A 20,072-nucleotide genomic window follows, 5' to 3' on the forward strand; every position below is an offset into this window, starting at 1 on the left:
GCCTCGCGATGGTTCCCCGTCAGGCGGCGACCGGCAGGGAGAGTGGCTCCTGGGTCACAACGAACAGGTGCTCGACGTTGCGCAGCCGCCCGACGGCGCCGACCTTCTCGCCCTTGCGGTTATGGATGCCGATGCGGGCGCCGACGTAACGCGGGCGCGGGATCTCGACCACCTGCACATGACCGCGCGCCGACAGCATGGCCGTCAGGTCGTCGCGGCTCAGATAGCCCTCGTCATTGAAGCTGACGATCAGGTTGGGCGTCTTCAGCCGCTCGACCACCGATTGCAGGGCCGGCCCGATGCCGGGGCGGCTGTTGAACGGGCTCTTGCGGGTGCGCACGTCCACCCGCTTGTTGGCGACGCCATAGGTCTCGGGCTTGTCCCACAGGATCAGGCTTTCCCAGCAGTGGTAGTTGGCCAGATAGGAGTGCTGGTTATAGGGCGGGTCCAGATAGACGAGGTCCGCCTCGACCTGATCGGCGATCACCACCGCGTCGCCCTGCGTCGCCTTGCACGGCCCCGCCGCCACGCCCGGCAGCAGGTCCGGCAACCGCAGCTCCAACGGCTTCAGCGCGCGCGGCGCCCACTGCTTCATATAGGCCATCTGCAGGCCGGCGGTGGAATCCACCCGGTCCGCCGCCTCCATCAGGGCGACCAGAACCACGGCCTTCAGCTCCGGCTCCAGCCCCATGGCCTCGATCCGCGTGCGCATGGCGTCGATGCGGGCGCCGTTGTCGGGGTGGAAGAAGCGGGCGTCCTCGCAGAAGGCCTTGGTGAACCAGCCGGCCTCGGGCGTGACCGTCCGAAGTTCGGTCAGAATGACCTGGGCCTGCGTCTCCCAACGCTCCCGGTCAGCCTGGACATAGGCCGTCGCCAGCGTGTGGGCATAGGCGTTGTGATCATTGGACCAGACGCGGAACCCCTGCCCCTTCAGCGCATGGCCGACGCGGGCCGAGCCGGAAAACAGGTCGCAGACCGTCCCGCCGTCCGGCAGGGCGGCGCGAACTGCACCCGTGACATGGCCCAGAAGCGCACGCTTTGAGCCGATGTACTTGATCATTCCGTCTCGTCAGGTCCTGCGAGCGTTTTTCGCCCCGCCGGGAGCATGGGCCGGAGCATGGGCCAGACGCAACAGATTCGCGGCCCCCGGCGCACCGAAAGGCGTTCCGGCCAGGATCAGGATGCGCTGACCCGCCTCGGCCAGGCCATAGGTCATGGCCGCCTCGACCGCATCATCGGTCAGACCTTCCAGCGAAGTCGGCTGCTCGCCCAGGCGCGGCTCCAGCCCCCAGACCAGGGCCAGACGACGCGCTGTCTCCGGCTTGGGCGTCAGGGCCAGCACCGGCTGCAGGGGCCGCTCGCGCGACATCCGCCGCGCCGTGCCGCCCAGGGTCGTGAACACCACCATACAGGCGGTCGAGGCCGCCTCCGCCGCCTTGCGCGCCGCCGCCACCAGGGCGTCGACGTCGTGGATGTCCATGCCGGCGTGTTCGGCGTCCATCAGGCCGGGCCACAGGGGGTCGCGCTCCACCCGCTCCATGATGCGGTTCATGATGGCGACAGCCTCCATCGGATAGTCGCCCGAGGCGGTCTCCGCCGACAGCATCAGGGCGTCCGCGCCCTCATAGACGGCGTTGGCCACGTCGGAGGCCTCGGCCCGCGTCGGGGCCGGCGAACTGGTCATCGACTCCAGCATCTGGGTCGCCACGATGGCGGGGACGCCGCGTTGGCGGGCCGCGCGCAGGATCTTCTTCTGCGCCACCGGCACTTCTTCGGGGTCCATCTCGACGCCCAGATCGCCGCGCGCGACCATGACGCCGTCGCAGTAGTCGAGGATGCTCTCCAGGTCGTTCAGGGCCTGGGGCTTTTCGATCTTGGCCATGCAGGCGGCGCGGCCGTTCACGATCCGCTTCAGCTCGGCCATGTCCTCGGCCTGCTGCACGAAGCTGAGGGCCACCCAGTCGACGCCGAGACGCAGGGCGAACGCCAGGTCCTCGCGGTCCTTGGGGGTCAGGGCCGACACCGGAATGACAGCTTCCGGCACGGCCACGCCCTTGCGGTCCGACAGCTTGGAGCCGCTCTCGACCGTCACGTCGGCCCATTCGTCGGTGCGCTCGCCGACCCGCAGGCGGATGCGCCCGTCGTCGATCAGCAGCAGCATGCCGGTGCGCAGGGCCTTGAAGATTTCGGGATGCGGCATCTGCACCCGCGTCTCGTCGCCGAGTTCCGGGTTCAGATCAAAGCGCATCTTGTGGCCCGGCTTGATCGCGATCTCGACATCAGCGAACCGGCCCAGCCGCAGCTTGGGCCCCTGCAAGTCAGCCAGGATGCCCAACGGGCGCTTCAGCGCCATCTCGGCGCCGCGCACGGCCTTGAAGTTGGCGGCGTGGTCTTCGTGCGAACCGTGGCTGAAATTCAGGCGGAAGACGTCCACCCCGGCCTGGGCCAGCGCCTTGACGGTCGCGGGCGAACGGCTCGCGGGTCCAAGGGTCGCAACGATGCGTGCGCGGCGGGCTCTGTTCATGGTGTTTCCTCAAGGCGGCTCTGACGGCCATAGCCTCCCCTCAGAGGCCTTGATCCCTTGTGCCAACGAAAAGCCGGGGACGTAAGACCACGCCCCCGGCCCGAAACACGAGTTTATGAGCCCTGAAACACGACTTTACGGCTTCTGCGTCTCGCAGCGCCCCGTGGCGAACTGCGGCAGGTCCATGCAACGGCCGTCCACCTCGTCAGTCGGCTTGACGCCGATCAGGTGGGCCAGGGTCGGGGCGATATCGATGGTGCGCATCGGCAAGAAGCGCTCCTGACCATTGGCGCCCGGCCACCAGAAGATGATCGGCACGCGACGGTCATAGTCCCAGGGCGAACCATGGCTGGAGATGGCCGAACCGATCCGGCCTGATCCGGTCAGGCCCGGCTGGTAGGAGCGCATGATGTCGGGCGAGCGCCCGGCCACCGCCGACAGGCGCAGGCGCTGGCGCAGGCTCAGTTCCTCGGGGTTGTCCGATGCGGGCATCGGCTCTGCCAGCAGTTCGTCGCGCGACACGGCCAAAGCGACTTGAGGCTCGGCGTTCAACAGGTCCACGGCGGCGGCCAGGACCTGACTGCGCAGCGGCTCGGCCAGCGACTTCTTGTCCTTATCGACAACGATCAGCCCGCCTGCCGACGACACCAGCGGATTGGCGTCCAGGTTGAAGCGGGCCTTCAGCGCATCATTGACGCGCGGCATCAGGGCGCGGTCCACGCGGCCCGCCGCCGGATAGCCCTCGACCGACGACCGCTCGGGGAAGTCCGAGCCGCCGTGGTCGGCAGTCAGGGTCACGATCACCCCGCCGGGGATGGTCGACAACTTGTCGAGGAAAACGCCCAGGGCCGCGTCGAGGCGCAGCATCTGTTCGCACATCTCGGGGCCTTGGGTGCCATAGCCGTGGCCGATGCGGTCGGTGGCCGACAGGCTGACGCCCAGCATGTCGGTGACGCCGCGACGGCCCAGTTGCTGATTGTCCAGCAGTTCGGCGGCGCCTTCCAGGGTCAGCTCGTCCAGCAGGGGCGAGCCGTCGATGGTGTCATTCGCCGGAGGCAGGGTCGAGTTGAAGGTCTGGCCGCCGATGACCCACTGGCCCTCCAGACGACGGCAAGCGTCGTTGGTATAGGTCCAGGTCGGCATCTGGCGCGTGAAGCGGTCGATCATCCGCGCGTTCAGCGCCGCCACCGGCGCCAGCTTCGCCTCGGCCGACTGGCCCGGCTCGACATAGGTGGTGAAGCCGAAGCCGTCCGTCAGCCAGAAGGCCCCGTCGGCCTTGTGGCCCGCCAGGTTGATGGCCCCGCGATCCTTGCCCGAAATGCCGAAGACACGACTGGTCGGGCTGACCGTCTTCAGCCAGTCGCCGAGGGTCGAGGCCTTCAACTGATCGGGGCCGACCGGGCCGTTGTCGGTGTTCTTGCCGTGCGCCAGGGTGTTCTGCGGCGCGGCCAGGCAATAGGTCTCCTGACCGGTCGTGGTGTCGATCCAGTCATTGGCCGGGATGCCGCTATGCGCCGGATGGACGCCCGTCAGGACGGTGGAATGCCCGGCGCAGGTCACGGTGACGCCATGCGTTTGATAGCCGTTGATCGACACCAGCCCCTGATCGGCCAGGGTCTTCAGTCCGCCGGTGAACTGGCTGCGATACTGGTTGAACAGGTTGGCGCTGAACTGGTCGATCACCAGGGTCACCACCAGAGCCGGGGCCGCGCGCTCGGCCGACGGCGCCGTCGCGGCGGGCTGCGCCGCCTGCTGCGCCATGGCCGGAAGGGCCGCGCCGGCCAGAAGGGCGAGCGCCAGGGTCGGGGCCAGAACGCGGCTGAAAATCATCTTGAACACCGAAAACACGACAGGGGTGCAGGGTGACTACCCCCCCAGCGTAACGGCGCCAAGACAACGGACCGGATCAGCCCAGCAGAGCCCTGAAAAGGCTAAGGCCCAAGACCGCGAAAATGGCCAGGGCCGACAGCACGGCGCCGATCGCGCCTATGACCAGAATAGCCCAAAGAAGAAAGTCGCCGAGCGGAGGCCTCTTCATCCTTGCAACCCGACGCCGCCCGCTAGTTCAGCGCTCGACACTTGGAGTTGGTGTCGTTGATGGACGGGTTGTCGAGCATGCAGATGATGTATTTGTTCCCGTTCTGCAGGATGAACGAGAAGGCGTTCTCGTTCGGATCGAACATCTCTGTCTGATAGTTGTTGTAGGCGATGATCTTCCAGCCCGCGTCGAGCAGTTCGGTCATCGACTGAGCGACCGGCGCCCATTCCGTGGCCCGCTCATGCAGATCAGCCCGAGGGCGACGCGCCTGGGCGTCGACGACCGAGGGAACCAGCGCCAGAAGCGCGAACACCAGACCGAACTTGCGCATTTTCACCCTCTCACAAAGCAACAAGAGTTGGTGCGAGCGGCGGGGGTCGAACCCGCAAGACCGAAGTCGGCAGATTTTAAGTCTGCTGCGTCTACCAGTTTCGCCACGCTCGCCTTGTCAGGCCTTTACGGCCTAGCTTGTGTAGCCGCCGAACGCAGGACGCGGAAGTCCACGTTGGAATCAGCGATCAGACGCACCAGGGCGGCCCAGGCCGCGACGTTCTGGGTCATCTGCGCCGGGTCGATCTTGTCCAGGGTGTCGTCGGCCGTGTGGTGCAAGTCGAAGTAGCGCGTGCCGTCCTGCGCCAGACCGAAGACCGGCACCCCGGCGCCCGCCAGAGGACCGATGTCCACCCCGCCGTGCAGTTCCGGCTCATTCGTCGGCAGGACGCCGATCGGTCGCAGCACGCTGGCGGCGATCTTGGCGAAGTCGGACCCTTGCGCGCCGGGCGGCAGACCCAGGGCGTAGATGCGGTCGGCGCCGAAGTCGCTCTCGCCCGCGATGACGTGCTTCTCGACGCCCGCCGCGCCGATGTTGCGCAGGTAGGCGCCGCCGCCGTTGCCGGTGTCGGTCGGCTGTGCCACCTCTTCCGATCCATAGAGGACCACGCGCACGGTGCGGCCCGGACGGCCCTGCTCGGCGATCAGCTTGGCCGCAGCCAAGGTGATGGCGCCGCCCGCCGCATCGTCGATGGCGCCCGTGCCCAGATCCCAGCTGTCCATGTGCGAGCCCAGGACGATGATCTCGTCAGGGCGCGTCGCGCCGACGATGTCGCCGATCACGTTCTGACTGTGGGTCTGATAGGTGTGGGCGGTGGATTTCAGGCGCAGCCGCACCGGCTCGCCCATCTTCACCAGGCGCGCCACCTGATCCGCGTCCGGCGCGCTGAGCGCAAACGACGGCAGCGGCACCTTGCCCTCGACATAGCGGGTGGTGCCGGTGTGCGGCATCCGGTGCTCGTCCGAACCGGCCGAGCGCATGACGAAGGCGACCGCGCCGCGCTTCGCGGCCTCGGTCGGGCCGGCGCCGCGAATACGCGACAGCGAGCCATAGCCCGAGCCGTCCTGCATCCGCACCATCTGCCCACCGTCAACCACGGCGATCTTGCCGTTCAGCGAGCCGACCGGCGCGGCCAGCAGGGCGTCCAGGCCGTCGAAGAAGACCACGTCGGCTTCAATGCCGTTGGCGGGCGTGGCGATGGAATGGCCCAGGGCGGCGGCGACCAGCTTCTGCGGGCGGGCACCCAGCAGTTCAGCGCTCTCCTCGCCCCGCTCCCAGCCCACCAGCGGGAACTGTTCGATGCGGACGTTCTGGAAGCCGTGGGCGCGCATATAGTCGGCGGCCCAGTCGGCTGCGGCCTGTTCAGAGCGCGACCCCGCCGGGCGGGCGCCGAAGCGGGTGGTGATCTGGGTGACGTAGTCGAGGGCGATGTTGGACTGCAGCGCCGTATCGCGCACCTGTTCGGCGGCGCGGATGGTCGCAGCGTCCTGGGCCAGAACCGGCGTGGCGATCAGGCCGAGCGCCAATGCGCTGGCGGCCATCAGACGGGCGTTGAACGACATGGAGCGCCTCCCAGACTCACTCAAAGAGGCGGCACGTTAGCGGGTGGGACCTGTGACCGAAAGCCTCAGGTCCCCGCCAAAATCACTCGCCCTTGAGGAAGGGCTCGACCGGGCCTTGCAACTTGACGGTCAGGGCCTTGCCGCGACGGTCGACGCGGTTGCCGACGGCCAGACGGACCCAGCCTTCAGAGACGCAGTATTCCTCGACGTTGGTCTTTTCCTCGCCCTTGAACAGGATGCCGATGCCGCGCGCCAGCAGGTCGGCGTCGTGGAAGGGGCTGTCGGGATCGACCGAAAGGCGGTCAGGCAGGGCGTCGGACATGGAGGGCTCTCGCGAAAATCGAAGCGCGCTGAATAGCGGCGCGCGGTCGCTATGCCAACCGCGCCTTTGTGCGCAAGGCGCCGGCTACTGAACCGACTGGCGCGCAGCGGCGGGCGGCGCGGCGTCTGCGGCGGGCGGCGCATAGGGGCGCGGGCCAGCCTCGGCCGGCGCGGCGGCCGGGGTCGCGGGGCGGGCCGCCGGACGCGGCGCGGGACGTTGGGCGGCGGGGCGCGGGGTCGGGCGACGCGCGGGCTGGGCCGCCGGCTGCGCTGCGGGCGCGGCCGCCGGAGTCGTCGTCGCGGGGGCCGCCGTGCGGGCCGGGGCCGCAGCCGGAGCAGCGGCCGGCACGACCGCCGGGGTCGCAGGCGTCGCACCCGCCGTCGCGGCGGCGGCGCGGGCGGCGAACTGCTGCGACTGGAAGCGCTTGGCCAGTTTCTCGGTCAACTCACGCGCACCGGCGGGCGGCATCTGGGCCATGACGGCGGCGAGGGTCCGGGGCCGCATGGCCGCCGCGACGGGCAGACGCACGCTGTCGTCCAGGGTGTTGAACACCGCCGCCGCCTCCTTGGGCCGCATGGCGGAATAGACGGCAACCAGACGGTCGGTCTCGGCCTTTTCCTTCTCGTCCACCTGACCGACCAGGGTCGCGATCTCGCCCTTGAGGGCTTCCAGCGCCTGCAGCTTGGCGTCCAGCTTCTGTTCGGCGGCGACCATCAGCGGCAGTGTGGTGGCGAAGTCGGCGTCGCGGGCGTCCAGGGCGTCGCGGCGCTTGGACAGGGACTGGATGATGCGCAGTTCAGCCGGCGAAATCCCCGCCTGCTGGGCCAGTTGCTCCGGCGTCAGGGCGCAGACAGCCGGCGCAGGCTTGGCGGCGGCGGCGCCCCCGCCCTCGCCCGGCGTCTCGGCGGTCACAGCTTCCTGGGCCCAGGCGGTCGCGCCCTGGAACAGCTCCGGCGCCACGCCCGCTGCGCGCACGGCCACGACCCCGCCGATGGCGATGGCGATCAGGGGCAGAAGGCGGGGCAGCTTGCTCATCGGTCAACTCGGAAAAGCGGTTCGTCTTATTGCCCCTCAAGCCGTTCGGCGCCGCGCGCCGAACATAGGGGCCCTAAAAATCATGCAGCGAAAAGATCTTCGTCCAGGCTACGACGGGCGCGGTTTAGGCTCTGTTGCGCAGCATGGTTAGCGGCCAGGGCCTGACGCACCGGGGCGAAGGCTTCGGCGGGCGCGGCCGGCGGCGCGGCGGGGCGCGCGGCCGGCGCCTTCATCACAGCGCGAGCGCCCTCGATGCGCTCCATCAGCGAGGCCATGCGGCGGGCGCGGGCCTCGTCGTCCAGCAAGGGCGCGACCTGCGAAGCCGGGACGTTCAGTTCCAGCGGCGTCTCGACCGGCGTTTCGACCTGGGGAGCGCGCGACGGCAGACCGGCGGGGGCGCGGGCGATCAGCACCTCCAGCTCCTGCTTCACCGCCCGCGCCTTGATGATGCGATCGTGCAGCAGATCGGTTTCATGGCCCGAGGCGCGCAGCGTCGCCAGGGCCTGCTCGGCGCGACCGGCGGCCGAGTTCAGCTCGCTCACCGCGCCGGCGAAGGCCAGTTGGCCATCGCGCAGGGCCTTGAGCTTCTTCTCCAGCTTGATGCCGTAGCCGATGGCCGCGACCAGCAGCAGCATGAGGATGGAATCGAGAATGATGCCGGTCATGTCAGCGTTTCCCTCGGCTCAGGTTGGCGGCGATGTCGGGGTTGATCGGGCCTTCGACCCGCACGGCGATATGCTGGCCCTTGCGGCCCATCTTGCCGGTCGTCAGTGGGATGGAGCCCGCCCGCACCGACACCTCGGAATCCGGCGAGACGTTCAGCATCAGCGTGTCCCCGACCTTGAAGTTCAGCGCCTGGGACAGCGGGATCTGCTGCTCGTCCAGCACGCAGCGGACCTCGGTTTCCGTGGTCCACAGCTCGGTGGCCAGGTGGCCTTCCCAGATGTTGTCGCGGCCGAACTTCTCGCCCATGAACTGCTGCAGCAGCATCTTGCGAATGGGCTCCAGCGTCGAATAGGGCAGCAGCAGTTCGACCCGCCCGCCGCGATCTTCCATGTCGATGCGCAGCTTGACCAGGATGGCGGCGTTGGCCGGGCGCGCGATGGCGGCGAAGCGCGGATTGGTCTCCAGCCGGTCCAGGGTGAAATGCACCGGCGTCAGCGGCTCAAAGGCGGCGCGCGCGTCGTTCAGGATGACCTCGACCATCCGCTGCACCAGCACCCGTTCGATGGTGGTGTAGGGCCGTCCCTCGATGCGCAGGGCCGCCGTGCCGCGACGCCCGCCCAGCAGGACGTCGACGATCGAATAGATCAGATTGCTGTCGACCGTCAGCAGGCCGTAGTTGTCCAGCTCCTCGGCCCGGAACACCGCCAGAATGGCCGGCAGGGGGATGGAGTTCAGATAGTCGCCGAACCGGATCGAGCTGATGGTGTCGAGCGAGACCTCGACGTTGTCCGAGGTAAAGTTGCGCAGGGACGTCGTCATCAACCGCACCAGGCGGTCAAAGACGATCTCGAGCATCGGCAGACGCTCGTACGACACCAGGGCCGAGTTGATGATGGCGCGGATGCCGCTCCGTTCGGAGTCGTCGCCGTCGCCCATGTCGAAGCCCAGCAGGCTGTCGATCTCGTCCTGGTTCAGCACGCGCTCGGACAGGGCCGCGCCCATGTCGGCCCCCATGTCGTCGGCGCCGCCGAAGGGGTCCAGTTCGTTCTCGGCGGCCAGGGTGTCGGTCATGCCTAGGACACCAGCATTTCTTCGATCAGCACGGCGTCCACCTTGCCCGGCGCGGCGATCAGGTTGACCCGGCGCAGGATCTCGGCGCGCAGCTGATAGGAACCCGCCGAACCGGCCAGGTCCTCGGGCCGCAGTTCGCGCAGAAAGCCCTGGAACATATCCTGCATCCGCGGCGTCTCGCCCTGCAGATGGGTCGCCAGGTCGGCGTCCTTCATCTCCAGCGTCAGCTTCAACTTCAGATAGGTGGGACGACCGTCCGCAGACTGAATGTTCACGATCATGTCGGGCAGGGTGTAGAAGGTCACGCCGTCAGGGCCCGCCGCGATCTTGCCCGCCGCCGGGTCGGCCTCGCCGCCGCCGCCGCCGTGACCGCCGCCCTTCTTCTCTTCCTTCTTGCCGTGATCGTCGGCCTTCTTCTCGGCGCCGTGTTCGCCCGCCTCGGCCTCGGCTGGCTTGGGCTTCATCAGCAGGAAGGCCGCCGCCCCGCCTCCGCCCAGCACCACCAGGGCCGCCGGGATGATGATGAACAGCAAGGGCAGCTTCTTCTTGGCGGGCGCGCCCTCGCCGCCCTCGCCGTCCGACACGGCGGGCAGGTTGGCGTCGTCGCCGGCCGGCGCCGCGTCTTTCTTCTTGCCCAGCTTCAGCTTCAGCATCCGCACGTCGCCCCGATCCTCACAGCCTTCCTGATGCGGCGATTTTGGTTAACGAGGCGTTTACGATCGGCAAATCCTGCCGGGCGCCGCAGGGGTCAAATCGGCTCAAACGCCCGCTGCGCCTGGATTAACCCTGTTGGCACGGTCGTTGCGACGAGTTGGGCGAAGGAGCCGCACTCGTGGAAAACGCCGCCTACATCGGATTGTCCCGTCAGATGACGCTTCGCCGCGAGCTCGACATCGTGGCGAACAACGTCGCCAATGCCGACACCACCGGGTTCAAGGTCGAACAGCTGATGGTCGGGGCCGAAGTCGGTCAGCGCGCCCGCAACGACAACATCCGCCCCTCGGCCAGCTTCGTGCTGGACAAGGGCGTGGGCCGCGACTTCGGCCAGGGCTCGATGAAGCAGACCGGCCGTTCGCTGGACTTCGGCATTGAGGGCGAAGGCGCCTTCTTCACAGTCCAGACCGCGACGGGCCAGGCCTATACCCGCGACGGCGCCTTCACGACCAACGCCGAGGGCGTGCTGATGACCCAACAGGGCCTGCCGGTTCTGGGCGACGGCGGCCCCATCACCCTGGACCCCGAGCGCGGCCCGGTCACCGTCGGCCCCGACGGCACCATCAGCCAGGAAGGCCAGCCGGTCGGCCGCCTGAACGCCGTCCGCTTCGACGCCCTGGCCGTGCTGCAAAAAAGCGGCGACGGCCTCTATCGCAACGCCTCCAACGCCCAGCCCGTTGACGCCCCCGACGTGCAGATCCGTCAGGGCATGCTGGAAGGCTCGAACGTCAACACGCTTCAGGAAATCACCAACCTGATCGAGATCAACCGCGCCTACGAGCGCGTGACCAAGATGATCGAAAACGCCAACGACCTGTCACGCCGCTCGGTCGAGCGGCTGGGCCGGGTCGGCTAGTAAGGAAAGCCTGAACGATGCGCGCTCTCAGAACCGCCACCTCCGGCATGCTGGCCCAACAGCTGAACGTCGAGGTCATCTCCAACAACATCGCCAACATGAACACGGTCGGCTTCAAGCGTCAGCGGGCCGAGTTCCAGGACCTGCTGTACCAGAACGTCGAACGCATGGGCGCGCAGTCCTCGGCCCAGGGCACCGTCGTCCCGACCGGCATCCAGATCGGCGCCGGCGTGAAGGCCGGCAGCGTCTATCGCATCACCGAGCAGGGCAGCCCGACCCGCACCGGCAATCCCTACGACATCGCCATCGACGGCAAGGGCTACTTCCAGATCACCATGCCTTCGGGCGAGATCGCCTACACCCGCGCCGGCAACTTCGCCGTCAACGGCGAGGGCCAGTTGGTCACCGAAGACGGCTATGCGGTCGAGCCGGCCATCACCATCCCCCAGGACGCCATCGACGTCTCCATCTCCAAGTCGGGCCAGGTCCAGGTCACGACCCAGGGCCAGACCGCGCCCCAGGTCGTCGGCCAACTGGAGCTGGCGACCTTCTTCAACGAGGCGGGCCTCGAAGCCATCGGCGACAACCTGCTGCTGGAGACCGCCGCCTCGGGTGCGGCCACCATCGGCGCCCCCAATGAGGTCGGCTACGGCCACCTGATCCAGGGCTACACCGAGGCCTCGAACGTGGATGCGGTCAGCGAAATCACCGCCCTGATCGTGGCCCAGCGCGCCTATGAGATGAACTCCAAGGTCATCACCACCGCCGACGAGATGCTGTCCGTCTCGGCCCAGGTGAAGAGCTAAGGAAAGAGCTGAGCCATGAAGCGCGCCCTGATCCTCGCCGCCGCCCTCGCCGCCTTCGCCGCGCCAGCCCTCGCCGGGCCGGTCAATCTGCTGTCCGACCCCGTCGATGACGACGGCCGCGTCACCCTGGGCGACCTGTTCGACGACGCGGGCGTCGCCGCCAATGTCGTGGTCGGCCAGCGCGCCGGCGCCACCGCCGTCTTCGAGGCCAGCCAGGTTCAGGCCGCCGCTCGCCGCGCCGGTCTCGACTGGGCCAACCCTCAGGGCCTGCGCCGCATCGTCGTGCGCGAGGGCGGCGCCGCGCCTGCGGACGCCTCGGCCCGCCCTGCGTCAGCCACCGTGGCCTCGCGCCCCGGCGCCACGGTCGAGGTCCTGACCTACGCCCGCAGCCTGGCCGCCGGCGACATCGTCCAGCCGTCCGACGTGGTCTGGTCCACGATTCAGGCCCATCAGGCCCCGGCCGGCGGTCCCCAGGACGCCGATCAGGTCGTCGGTCTGTCGGCCAAGCGCGCCCTTCGCGCCGGCGCCCCCGTGACCAGCCGCGACCTGGCCTCGCCCCAGGTCATCGCCCGCAACGACATGGTCGAGGTCGCCTATATCGCCGGCGGCGTTGAACTGACCGTCACCGGCAAGGCGACCCGCAACGCCTCGGCGGGCGAGGCCGTCCCCGTGCTCAACGTCCAGTCGGGCCGCACCATCGACGCCGTGGCCGTGGCGCCGGGCCGGGCGGTCGCTGGCCCCGCCGCCCAGACGGCCCGCGCCAATCCGCAACAGTTCGCCGCTCGCTGAGAGATCCCGTCATGCGCAAAGTCCTGATCCTCGCCGCCGCCGCTTCCGCCCTCAGCCTGGGCGCCTGCTCCACCATCACCGAAACGGTGAAAGGGCCGGAACTGGCCCCCATCGGCTATCCGGCCGCACTGGCTCCGGTTGAGCAGGCCTACCTGCCCCCGCCCACGCCCGCCTCTGCCAACAGCCTGTGGCGCACCGGCGCGCGTAGCTTCTTCGGCGACCAGCGCGCCCGCCGCGTCGGCGACATCCTGACGGTCAACATCGACATCAACGATCGCGCCCAGACCCAGAATTCGACCCAGCGCGCCCGCACCAACAGCGCTTCGGGCGGCGTCACCAACTTCTTCGGTCTGGAAAACAGCCTGGGCCGAGCCTTCCCCGGCGGTTTCGACCCGGCCAAGATGGTCGGCACCGAGGGCGAGGCCAACTCGGCCGGATCGGGCAGCGTCAACCGCTCGGAGCGCGTCAGCCTGACCGTCGCCGCCGTCGTCACCGCCGTCATGCCCAATGGCAACATGGTCATCCAGGGTCGGCAAGAAGTGCGCACCAACCGCGAGGTCCGCGAACTGACCGTCGCCGGCATCGTGCGCCCCGAGGACATCTCCTCGGCCAACACCATCGCCCACACCCAGATCGCCGAGGCCCGCATCAGCTACGGCGGTCGCGGCGACATCAGCCGGATGCAGGCCACCCCCGCGGCCCAGTCCCTGGTGGAGCGCTTCAGTCCCTTCTGACCCGCGTTCGACCAGCGTGGTTTTGCGGTGACTCGCCCTCAAGGAGTCGCATTCGTTCAAGCGGAGCGGTGAACCGTTAACAAGCGACCCGCGTTTGCTCTGTCGAACGCGAGTGATTTGTAATGTTGAAGTCCCTGCTTCCCGCCGCCGCCGCCCTCAGCCTGGCCGTCCTGGCTGGTCAGGCCATGACCACCGCCCCTGCCCTCCCCGGCGAAGGCGCTGCGGGCTGGCATCTTCTGCACGAAGGCCCGATGGCCAAGCTGGCCTACGGCCTGGCGGATTCCGATCAGGTGGCCCTGATGCTGACCTGTTCGCCCGGTGATCGCACCGCCGTCGTCTATGGCGACACCCAACCGCAGAGCCCGGCCTTGACGCTCGCCTCAACCGGCCCGCAGCCGATCGATCCCCTGTCCGACGGCGAAGCCTACGAGGCCCGTCTGCCCCTGTCCGACGCGGCCCTGACCGGCCTGGCGCGTGGCGGCCGCATGACCGTCGACAGCGAGGCCGGCGCCCAGCAGATCCGGGCCAGCCGCGCCGAGCGTCGCATGATCCAGGGCTTCCTCAGCTATTGCGCTTCCAGCCACGCCTGATCAAAGTCCCCCCAAACCCATCAGCGGGGGCTGAACCATGACCACCTTGCTTGGCCTCGCCCAGACCATGGCCCTGGCCCTGACGTTTCAGACCGTCCCCGCGCCAGTCGAGGCCTGGACCTGGACCCTCTACGCCGACAACGGGCCTCTGGTCCTGGCCAACGAGATCCCTGACACGCCGCGCCTGCGCGCCACCTTGGAATGCGCGCCCGGCTCCAGCATCGTGCGCCTGACCCTTTACGACGCCGCCCCCGCCGAGGGCATCGCCGTCATCGCCTCCGGCGCCGCCACCGCCAACGCCGAGACCAGCCCCCGGCGCGGCCAGCTTCAGACCATGCTGCGCGCCGACCATCCCGTCTTCACCGCCTTCCAGGCCAATGGAAAGCTCGACATCACGGTCGGCGAACAGTCTTCGCCGATAGAGATCGATCGAGCGAATCTGTCCAAGCTGCGCCGGTTCGCCGAACTCTGCACCGGCTGAGGATTTCCATGCGCCTGATTGTCTGGACCGCCCCTGCGCTTGCGGCGCTCGCCCTATCGGCCTGCGCCCCTACGCTGAGGACCGAACTGGCCGGCGCCTCCAGCGGCGCCCCCCTGCCTGTCGCCGGCTACGACTGGCACCTGAACGCCGACGCCGACGAAGCCAGTCTGTCCTACGGCATGGCCGAGACCGACGACGTGCCGCTGGACCTGTCGTGTCGCCCCGGATCGGGCGCCCTGCAGATCCTGCAGGCCGTCGCCGAGGGCCATCCGCGCGCCATCGCCCTGGAATCCGGCGGCGACACTGAGACCTATCCCGCCAAGGCCGAGCCCTCGGCCCTGCACGACGGCCTGGATCTGACCGCCGAGGCTCGTGCTTCGGACCCGGTCTTCCTTCGCTTCCGCAAGCTGGGCTGGCTGGCGACCTATGGTCCTGACTACCGCACGCCCCTGGTGGCCCAGGACGGCTCGGACCAGCAGATCAACCGCTTCTTCGCCCTCTGCGGCTGAGAGCCGCCGACACAGCTTGACCGTCGGCGCGCGCGCCTGTCTCCTCCCTTCCGCTTGAGGGAGGACAGTATGGACAAGCAATTTCTGACGGGTCGGCTTCTGATCGGGGCGGCCCTGGCGGCCTTCATGACGGCGACGCCCGCCCTGGCTGAGAGCGCCCAGACGCGCCCCGCCGCCGCCGCGACCACGCCCGCCGCCGCTCTGGCCGGCGTCCTGGCCGACTACGAAGCCTATCTGCGCCGGATCGATCCGATCAGTTCCGGCATGGACGGCGACCGCGACGCCCTGTCGCGCCTACCCGACCACAGCCGCGCCGGCGATCTGGCGCGGCAGGCCCCGCTCAAGACCCTCATCGATCGGCTGGACGCCATCGACGCCGCCGCGCTCGACGCCGACGGCCGCCTGAACCACGCCTTCAGCCGGTATCTGATCAATCGCGAGATGGAACGGATCGCCCTGGACCCGTCGCGCCTGGCCTTCGATTCCGAAGGCGGTCCCGGCCAGACCCTGTCCTACCTCGCCAGTTCGACCCGCATCGCCAGCCGCGCCGACGCCGACGCCTGGCTGGCGCGACTGGAAGCCGCCCCCGCCTATTACGACGCCGGCGTCGCCAACGCCCGACGCGGACTGTCGACGGGACTGGTTCAAGCCCGCTCCGTGGTCGAAAGCGCCCTGGGTCAGGCCCAGCGCGATGTCGCCGTCAATCCCGATGGCGACATCCTGATGAAGCCCTTCGCCGCCCTGCCCGGCAATATCCCGGCGGCAGATCAGGCGGCCCTGCGCGCCCGCGCCCAGGCGCTGATCGACGGCCCCATCACCGCCCGCCGCCAGGCCTGGCTGGCCATGCTGCGCGACGACTACCTGCCCAAGGCGCCGACCGAACCCGGCATGGTTCACCGCCCCGGCGGCAAGGATCTCTATGCCTTCCTGGTGCGCAGCGACACGACCACCGACCTCACCCCGGATCAGGTGCATCAGATCGGTCAGGACGAGGTCGCCCGCATCCGCGCCCGGATGCAGGACGAAATGCGCGCCGCCGGCTGGACCGGCGACTTCGCCGGCTTCCTCCACTTCCTGCGTACCGATCCGCAGTTCTATGCGACCAGCCGCGAGCAATTGCTGGAGAAGGCGTCGGAAATCGCCAAGCGCGCCGACGACGGCCTGCCCGCCCTGTTCGGGACCCTGCCCCGCCTGCCCTATGGCGTCCGCCCTGTCCCGCGCGAGATCGAAGAGACCTACACCACCGGCCGCTACAACGCCGGCTCGATGCAGAACGGCGTGGCCGGCGGCTATATCGTCAACACGTCGAAACTGGACCAGCGTCCTCTCTATGAACTGCCCGCGCTGACCGTCCACGAGGCCGTCCCCGGCCACCACCTGCAGATCGCCCTGCAACAGGAAGCCGCGGATCAGCCCTACTACCGGCGCGGCGCCGACGTGACCGCCTTCATCGAGGGCTGGGGCCTCTATTCCGAGTTCCTCGGCGAGGAAATGGGCATCTATCGCACCCCCTATGAGCGCTTCGGCCGCCTCAGCTATGAGATGTGGCGCGCTTGCCGCCTGGTGGCCGACACCGGCCTGCACTGGCTGGGTTGGACCACGGAACAGGCCCGCGCCTGCTTCCGCGACAACTCAGCCCTGGCCCCGCACAACATCGAAACCGAGCTTCAGCGCTATATCGGCTGGCCCGGTCAGGCCACGGCCTACAAGATCGGCGAAATCCGCCTGCGTCAGATCCGTCAGAAGGCCGAGCGCGAGCTGGGCAACCGCTTCGACGTCCGCACCTTCCACGACGCCCTGCTAGTCGACGGCCCCCTGCCGCTGGACCTGCTCGACGCCCGCATGGACCGCTGGATCGCCGAGCAGAAGGCGAAGTAAGGCGCTCCCACTTGTGGGGAGGGGGGCCGCGTAGCGGTGGAGGGGGCGACGCCGCCCTCTGCCGTTTCGCTCCCTACAACCCGAGTTCCGCCCGCGCCTTCTTCGTCAGCTTGCCGACGATGATGGCGTGGGCCAACCGGATATGATCGGCTAGCTCCTCGTCCGCCCAGTCGTCGATCTGCGGCAGGTTCACCCACTTGGCGCGCGCCATATAGGGCGCCGGTCGCGCATGGCCGCTCTCGGTCAGCACCTCATAGGCGATGTCCGAGACCTTGAACGACACCCCGCCGCTGGCCCCGACCATGACGAACATCTTGCCGCCGACCTTATAGGCGTCGTGGTCGTCGCCGAACGGATGCTCCAGCGTCGCCCCCGGCAACGCCAGACAAACCTTGCCGACCCCCTCCCGGTCCATCAGGCGTCGATACCGATGCCGATCGGGCAGACCACCCCGGTCCCGCCGATGCCGCAGTATCCGGCCGGGTTCTTGGCCAGATAGCCCTGGTGATAGTCCTCGGCGAAATAATAGGGGCCGGCTGGTTCGATCTCGGTCGTGATCGTCCCGCGCCCCGCCGCCGTCAGCGCCGCCTGATAGGCGTCGCGCGAGGCCTCGGCCTCCGCCTGCTGCGCGTCGTTCAGCGTATAGATGGCCGAGCGATACTGCGTGCCCTGGTCATTGCCCTGACGCATGCCCTGGGTCGGATCGTGGTTCTCCCAGAAGGCCTTCAGCAGATCGCCATAGGAAATGACCTTGGGATCAAACACCACCTGCACCACCTCGGTGTGGCCGGTCCGGCCCGAACAGACTTCTTCATAGGTCGGGTTTGGCGTGATCCCGCCCGCATAGCCCGCCGAGGTCACCCAGACGCCGGGCAGGCGCCAGAACACCCGCTCCACGCCCCAGAAACAGCCCATGGCGAAAATCGCCGTCTCGAACCCCTCCGGGTGCGGCCCCTTCAGCGCGTGGCCCAGCACAAAATGAGTCGCATCCGTCGCCAGCGGCGTCTCGCGCCCCGGCAAGGCCGTCTCAAGGGTCGGCAGTTCGGCGGTCTTTTGGAACAGCATCTGAAAAATCTCGCAGAAATCAGCGGCAAAATCGACTTCCCCCCATATGGGGCCTCAGACAGCGCTTGCCGAGGGGGTCGTGCTGTTCTATCAGCCTCGCTCCGCTGGATCGACCGTCCGGCGGCTACACGGCGACGTCGTGGAAACGGACAGGTGGCGGAGTGGTCGATCGCGCACGCTTGGAAAGCGTGTGTACGTGAAAGCGTACCGAGGGTTCGAATCCCTCTCTGTCCGCCACGCGCCAAACCCTTGGCATTCACTGAAATCACCCGACATTCTCGCGCTTAAGCCGAGGCGGGGTTCCCCTGCATTTGCGTCCTGACCATGGACTTCGCTGCGGAGCGAGGCATCGTGGGGAATCAAGGCGGCCGCCGGGCATGTATCGGGGTTGAAGCCGCCGCTTATGACAGGAACGCCATGATCAGATCGACCTCGTCCGCCGCGCCTGGACGCCAAGCCGCGCGTCACCGCCATCGGCGCGCCCTGGCCTGGACCCTGGGTTTCGCCGCCCTGGCCCTGACCAGCACCAGCGCCCTGGCCTATGAGGCGGCGCTGGCGGAACAGCCGGCGGCGGTCTCGGCGACGGCCACAACCTCGCGCATCACCTCGCCGCAGGAAGCCTTCGGGCATGTAGTCGGCGCCGACTACCACCTGATCAACTACAGCCAGTGGGAAGCCTATCTGAAGACCCTGGCCGGCCAGTCCGACCGGATGAAGCTGGTCGAGATCGGCAAGTCCTCCGAAGGCCGCACCCAGTATATCGCCATCGTCTCGACGCCGGAGAACCTGGCCCATCTGGACCGCTATCAGGAGATCGCGCGTCGTCTGGCCAAGGCCGAGGGCGTGACCGAGGAACAGGCCCGCGCCATGTCCGTCGAGGGCAAGGCCGTGGTCTGGATCGACGGCGGCCTGCACGCGACCGAGACCGTCCCGCCCCAGGCCCTGATCGCCGCCGTGCATGAATGGCTGACGGCGGAAGACCCCGAGGCCCTGCGCGTTCTGAACGACACCATCATCCTGTTCGCGCCGCTGAACCCGGACGGGATGGAGCTGGTCTCCAACTGGTACATGCGCAACGCGGACCCGCTGAAGCGCGAGTTCGCCTCGATCCCGGTGCTGTACCAAAAGTACGTCGGCCACGATAACAACCGCGACTACTATCTGTCGGCCATGGCCGAGACGACCAACGTCAACCGCCAGTTCTTCCGCGAGTGGTTCCCGCAGATCATCTACAACCACCACCAGACGGCGCCCGCCGGGACAGTGGTCTTCATGCCGCCCTTCCGCGACCCGTTTAACTACAACTACGACCCCCTGGTCATGGGCACGCTGTCCGAAGTCGGCGCGGCCATGCACAGCCGCCTGATCGAAGAGGGCAAGCCCGGCTCGACCATGCGCAGCGGCGCCAACTACTCGACCTGGAACAACGGGATGGAACGCTCCATCACCTACTTCCACAACGCCGTCGGCCTGCTGACCGAGATCACCGGCCACCCGACGCCGAGCCAGATCAGCCTGATCCCGCAGAACCAGCTGGCCCGCAACGACCTGCCGATGCCGGTCGCGCCCCAGACCTGGCATTTCGCCCAGTCGATCGAATACTCGCAGTCGATCAACCGCGCCGTGCTGAACTACGCCTCGCGCAACAAGGACCGGCTGCTATTCAACATCTGGCGCATGGGCCAGAACGCCATCGACAAGGGCAATACCGACACCTGGCGCATCACGCCGACCGGTGTCGAGGCTCTGGTCGAGGCGGCGGGCGAAAACGCCACCGGCCGTCGCGGCGTCGATCCGGCCCTCTATGAGCAGGTGCTGCGCGATCCGGCCCGTCGCGACCCGCGTGGCTATGTCATCCCGGCGGATCAGGCCGACCTGCCCAACGCCGTCGCCTTCCTGAACAGCCTGATCAAGACGGGCGTGGATGTGGACCGCGCCACTCGCGCCTTCACCGTGGGCGGCACGACCTATCCCGCCGGCTCCTATGTGGTGAAGACGGCCCAGGCCTATCGCCCGCACGTGCTGGACATGTTCGAGCCGCAGGACCACCCGCACGACCTGCAGTATCCGGGCGGCCCGCCCGCCCTGCTCTATGACGCGA

General features: G+C 68.3%; 21 protein-coding genes and 2 tRNA genes. 10 read left to right on the top strand and 13 right to left on the bottom strand.

Annotated elements, in window-relative coordinates:
• Nucleotides 1-19: 19 nt before the first annotated feature.
• The 11 genes from CQ039_RS15400 to CQ039_RS15450 all read right to left on the bottom strand — a co-directional run bounded on the left by CQ039_RS15400 (nucleotide 20) and on the right by CQ039_RS15450 (nucleotide 10,202).
• Entirely contained in the window at nucleotides 20-1,060 is a 1,041-nt protein-coding gene (locus tag CQ039_RS15400; RefSeq protein ID WP_105564630.1) for a DNA adenine methylase, read from the bottom strand.
• 9 nt (nucleotides 1,061-1,069) lie between these two features.
• The gene (gene pyk / locus CQ039_RS15405) at nucleotides 1,070-2,524 is read right to left on the bottom strand and encodes a pyruvate kinase (protein ID WP_105564631.1); all 1,455 of its coding nucleotides are present in this window, start codon (nucleotides 2,522-2,524) and stop codon (nucleotides 1,070-1,072) included.
• 135 nt (nucleotides 2,525-2,659) lie between these two features.
• Nucleotides 2,660-4,354: an alkaline phosphatase family protein gene (locus CQ039_RS15410; RefSeq protein WP_105564649.1), complete on the bottom strand. Its 1,695-nt coding sequence runs from the start codon at nucleotides 4,352-4,354 to the stop codon at nucleotides 2,660-2,662.
• Nucleotides 4,355-4,584: 230 nt separating this feature from the next.
• Nucleotides 4,585-4,893 carry a hypothetical protein gene (locus CQ039_RS15415; protein ID WP_105564632.1) on the bottom strand — a complete coding sequence of 103 codons (309 nt, stop codon included), beginning with the start codon at nucleotides 4,891-4,893 and terminating at the stop codon, nucleotides 4,585-4,587.
• Nucleotides 4,894-4,921: 28 nt separating this feature from the next.
• Nucleotides 4,922-5,006 (bottom strand) — tRNA-Leu (locus CQ039_RS15420).
• 12 nt (nucleotides 5,007-5,018) lie between these two features.
• Nucleotides 5,019-6,455 (bottom strand): M28 family peptidase, encoded by a 1,437-nt coding sequence (locus CQ039_RS15425; RefSeq protein ID WP_233190316.1) that lies wholly within the window; start codon nucleotides 6,453-6,455, stop codon nucleotides 5,019-5,021.
• Nucleotides 6,456-6,537: 82 nt separating this feature from the next.
• Nucleotides 6,538-6,777, bottom strand: coding sequence for a DUF3297 family protein (locus CQ039_RS15430; protein WP_105564633.1), 240 nt, complete (start codon nucleotides 6,775-6,777; stop codon nucleotides 6,538-6,540).
• 84 nt (nucleotides 6,778-6,861) lie between these two features.
• A complete protein-coding gene (locus CQ039_RS15435) occupies nucleotides 6,862-7,812 on the bottom strand; it encodes a MotE family protein (RefSeq protein ID WP_105564634.1) in 951 nt (316 codons plus the stop codon).
• Between the two features lie 80 nt (nucleotides 7,813-7,892).
• Nucleotides 7,893-8,477 carry a DUF6468 domain-containing protein gene (locus tag CQ039_RS15440; RefSeq protein WP_105564635.1) on the bottom strand — a complete coding sequence of 195 codons (585 nt, stop codon included), beginning with the start codon at nucleotides 8,475-8,477 and terminating at the stop codon, nucleotides 7,893-7,895.
• 1 nt (nucleotide 8,478) lies between these two features.
• Nucleotides 8,479-9,549 carry a flagellar motor switch protein FliM gene (fliM, locus tag CQ039_RS15445; RefSeq protein WP_105564636.1) on the bottom strand — a complete coding sequence of 357 codons (1,071 nt, stop codon included), beginning with the start codon at nucleotides 9,547-9,549 and terminating at the stop codon, nucleotides 8,479-8,481.
• A gap of 2 nt (nucleotides 9,550-9,551) precedes the next feature.
• Nucleotides 9,552-10,202, bottom strand: a complete 651-nt coding sequence (locus tag CQ039_RS15450; RefSeq protein ID WP_105564637.1) for a flagellar basal body-associated FliL family protein — start codon at nucleotides 10,200-10,202, stop codon at nucleotides 9,552-9,554.
• Between the two features lie 179 nt (nucleotides 10,203-10,381).
• Here CQ039_RS15450 and flgF point away from each other — a divergent pair, with 179 nt between their 5' ends.
• From flgF to CQ039_RS15490, 8 genes are all read left to right on the top strand, one after another.
• Nucleotides 10,382-11,119, top strand: coding sequence for a flagellar basal-body rod protein FlgF (flgF, locus tag CQ039_RS15455; RefSeq protein WP_105564638.1), 738 nt, complete (start codon nucleotides 10,382-10,384; stop codon nucleotides 11,117-11,119).
• Between the two features lie 17 nt (nucleotides 11,120-11,136).
• A complete protein-coding gene (gene flgG, locus CQ039_RS15460) occupies nucleotides 11,137-11,925 on the top strand; it encodes a flagellar basal-body rod protein FlgG (protein WP_105564639.1) in 789 nt (262 codons plus the stop codon).
• Between the two features lie 15 nt (nucleotides 11,926-11,940).
• Nucleotides 11,941-12,714 carry a flagellar basal body P-ring formation chaperone FlgA gene (gene flgA / locus CQ039_RS15465; RefSeq protein ID WP_105564640.1) on the top strand — a complete coding sequence of 258 codons (774 nt, stop codon included), beginning with the start codon at nucleotides 11,941-11,943 and terminating at the stop codon, nucleotides 12,712-12,714.
• 11 nt (nucleotides 12,715-12,725) lie between these two features.
• The gene (gene flgH / locus CQ039_RS15470) at nucleotides 12,726-13,448 is read left to right on the top strand and encodes a flagellar basal body L-ring protein FlgH (protein WP_105564641.1); all 723 of its coding nucleotides are present in this window, start codon (nucleotides 12,726-12,728) and stop codon (nucleotides 13,446-13,448) included.
• 122 nt (nucleotides 13,449-13,570) lie between these two features.
• On the top strand, nucleotides 13,571-14,038 hold the full coding sequence (locus tag CQ039_RS15475) for a hypothetical protein (RefSeq protein WP_105564642.1): 468 nt from the start codon (nucleotides 13,571-13,573) through the stop codon (nucleotides 14,036-14,038).
• A 37-nt stretch (nucleotides 14,039-14,075) separates the two neighbouring features.
• On the top strand, nucleotides 14,076-14,519 hold the full coding sequence (locus tag CQ039_RS15480; RefSeq protein ID WP_105564643.1) for a hypothetical protein: 444 nt from the start codon (nucleotides 14,076-14,078) through the stop codon (nucleotides 14,517-14,519).
• Nucleotides 14,520-14,527: 8 nt separating this feature from the next.
• Nucleotides 14,528-15,028, top strand: a complete 501-nt coding sequence (locus CQ039_RS15485) for a hypothetical protein (RefSeq protein ID WP_105564644.1) — start codon at nucleotides 14,528-14,530, stop codon at nucleotides 15,026-15,028.
• Between the two features lie 69 nt (nucleotides 15,029-15,097).
• Complete coding sequence (locus CQ039_RS15490) at nucleotides 15,098-16,906, top strand: DUF885 family protein (protein WP_233190317.1); 1,809 nt, start codon at nucleotides 15,098-15,100, stop codon at nucleotides 16,904-16,906.
• Between the two features lie 73 nt (nucleotides 16,907-16,979).
• Here CQ039_RS15490 and CQ039_RS15495 read toward each other — a convergent pair whose 3' ends face one another.
• Together CQ039_RS15495 and msrA are read right to left on the bottom strand one after the other, a co-directional pair.
• Entirely contained in the window at nucleotides 16,980-17,321 is a 342-nt protein-coding gene (locus tag CQ039_RS15495; protein WP_105564645.1) for an MmcQ/YjbR family DNA-binding protein, read from the bottom strand.
• Nucleotides 17,321-17,971: a peptide-methionine (S)-S-oxide reductase MsrA gene (gene msrA / locus CQ039_RS15500; RefSeq protein WP_105564646.1), complete on the bottom strand. Its 651-nt coding sequence runs from the start codon at nucleotides 17,969-17,971 to the stop codon at nucleotides 17,321-17,323. The genes CQ039_RS15495 and msrA overlap by 1 nt, the downstream gene beginning before the upstream one ends.
• A 147-nt stretch (nucleotides 17,972-18,118) precedes the next feature.
• Between msrA and CQ039_RS15505 the strand changes: the two genes are divergently transcribed.
• Nucleotides 18,119-18,208, top strand: a tRNA-Ser gene (locus CQ039_RS15505).
• 180 nt (nucleotides 18,209-18,388) lie between these two features.
• Nucleotides 18,389-20,072, top strand: a 1,684-nt coding sequence (locus CQ039_RS15510) for a M14 metallopeptidase family protein (RefSeq protein WP_233194711.1), incomplete at its 3' end; no start/stop codon positions are given.

It is taken from the genome of Brevundimonas sp. MYb52, assembly GCF_002979535.1.
Taxonomy (GTDB): domain Bacteria; phylum Pseudomonadota; class Alphaproteobacteria; order Caulobacterales; family Caulobacteraceae; genus Brevundimonas.

What these genes read in the sequence shown, in the direction of transcription:
- flgH (WP_105564641.1), top strand. Translation starts at nt 12,726, where the DNA reads ATGCGCAAAGTCCTGATCCTCGCCGCCGCCGCTTCCGCCCTCAGCCTG.
- CQ039_RS15425 (WP_233190316.1), bottom strand. Translation starts at nt 6,455, where the DNA reads ATGTCGTTCAACGCCCGTCTGATGGCCGCCAGCGCATTGGCGCTCGGC.
- CQ039_RS15485 (WP_105564644.1), top strand. Translation starts at nt 14,528, where the DNA reads ATGCGCCTGATTGTCTGGACCGCCCCTGCGCTTGCGGCGCTCGCCCTA.
- CQ039_RS15400 (WP_105564630.1), bottom strand. Translation starts at nt 1,060, where the DNA reads ATGATCAAGTACATCGGCTCAAAGCGTGCGCTTCTGGGCCATGTCACG.
- CQ039_RS15480 (WP_105564643.1), top strand. Translation starts at nt 14,076, where the DNA reads ATGACCACCTTGCTTGGCCTCGCCCAGACCATGGCCCTGGCCCTGACG.
- fliM (WP_105564636.1), bottom strand. Translation starts at nt 9,549, where the DNA reads ATGACCGACACCCTGGCCGCCGAGAACGAACTGGACCCCTTCGGCGGC.
- CQ039_RS15415 (WP_105564632.1), bottom strand. Translation starts at nt 4,893, where the DNA reads ATGCGCAAGTTCGGTCTGGTGTTCGCGCTTCTGGCGCTGGTTCCCTCG.
- CQ039_RS15430 (WP_105564633.1), bottom strand. Translation starts at nt 6,777, where the DNA reads ATGTCCGACGCCCTGCCTGACCGCCTTTCGGTCGATCCCGACAGCCCC.
- flgA (WP_105564640.1), top strand. Translation starts at nt 11,941, where the DNA reads ATGAAGCGCGCCCTGATCCTCGCCGCCGCCCTCGCCGCCTTCGCCGCG.
- CQ039_RS15475 (WP_105564642.1), top strand. Translation starts at nt 13,571, where the DNA reads ATGTTGAAGTCCCTGCTTCCCGCCGCCGCCGCCCTCAGCCTGGCCGTC.
- pyk (WP_105564631.1), bottom strand. Translation starts at nt 2,524, where the DNA reads ATGAACAGAGCCCGCCGCGCACGCATCGTTGCGACCCTTGGACCCGCG.
- CQ039_RS15440 (WP_105564635.1), bottom strand. Translation starts at nt 8,477, where the DNA reads ATGACCGGCATCATTCTCGATTCCATCCTCATGCTGCTGCTGGTCGCG.
- CQ039_RS15450 (WP_105564637.1), bottom strand. Translation starts at nt 10,202, where the DNA reads ATGCTGAAGCTGAAGCTGGGCAAGAAGAAAGACGCGGCGCCGGCCGGC.
- flgG (WP_105564639.1), top strand. Translation starts at nt 11,137, where the DNA reads ATGCGCGCTCTCAGAACCGCCACCTCCGGCATGCTGGCCCAACAGCTG.
- msrA (WP_105564646.1), bottom strand. Translation starts at nt 17,971, where the DNA reads ATGCTGTTCCAAAAGACCGCCGAACTGCCGACCCTTGAGACGGCCTTG.
- CQ039_RS15490 (WP_233190317.1), top strand. Translation starts at nt 15,098, where the DNA reads ATGGACAAGCAATTTCTGACGGGTCGGCTTCTGATCGGGGCGGCCCTG.
- CQ039_RS15495 (WP_105564645.1), bottom strand. Translation starts at nt 17,321, where the DNA reads ATGGACCGGGAGGGGGTCGGCAAGGTTTGTCTGGCGTTGCCGGGGGCG.
- CQ039_RS15435 (WP_105564634.1), bottom strand. Translation starts at nt 7,812, where the DNA reads ATGAGCAAGCTGCCCCGCCTTCTGCCCCTGATCGCCATCGCCATCGGC.
- CQ039_RS15410 (WP_105564649.1), bottom strand. Translation starts at nt 4,354, where the DNA reads ATGATTTTCAGCCGCGTTCTGGCCCCGACCCTGGCGCTCGCCCTTCTG.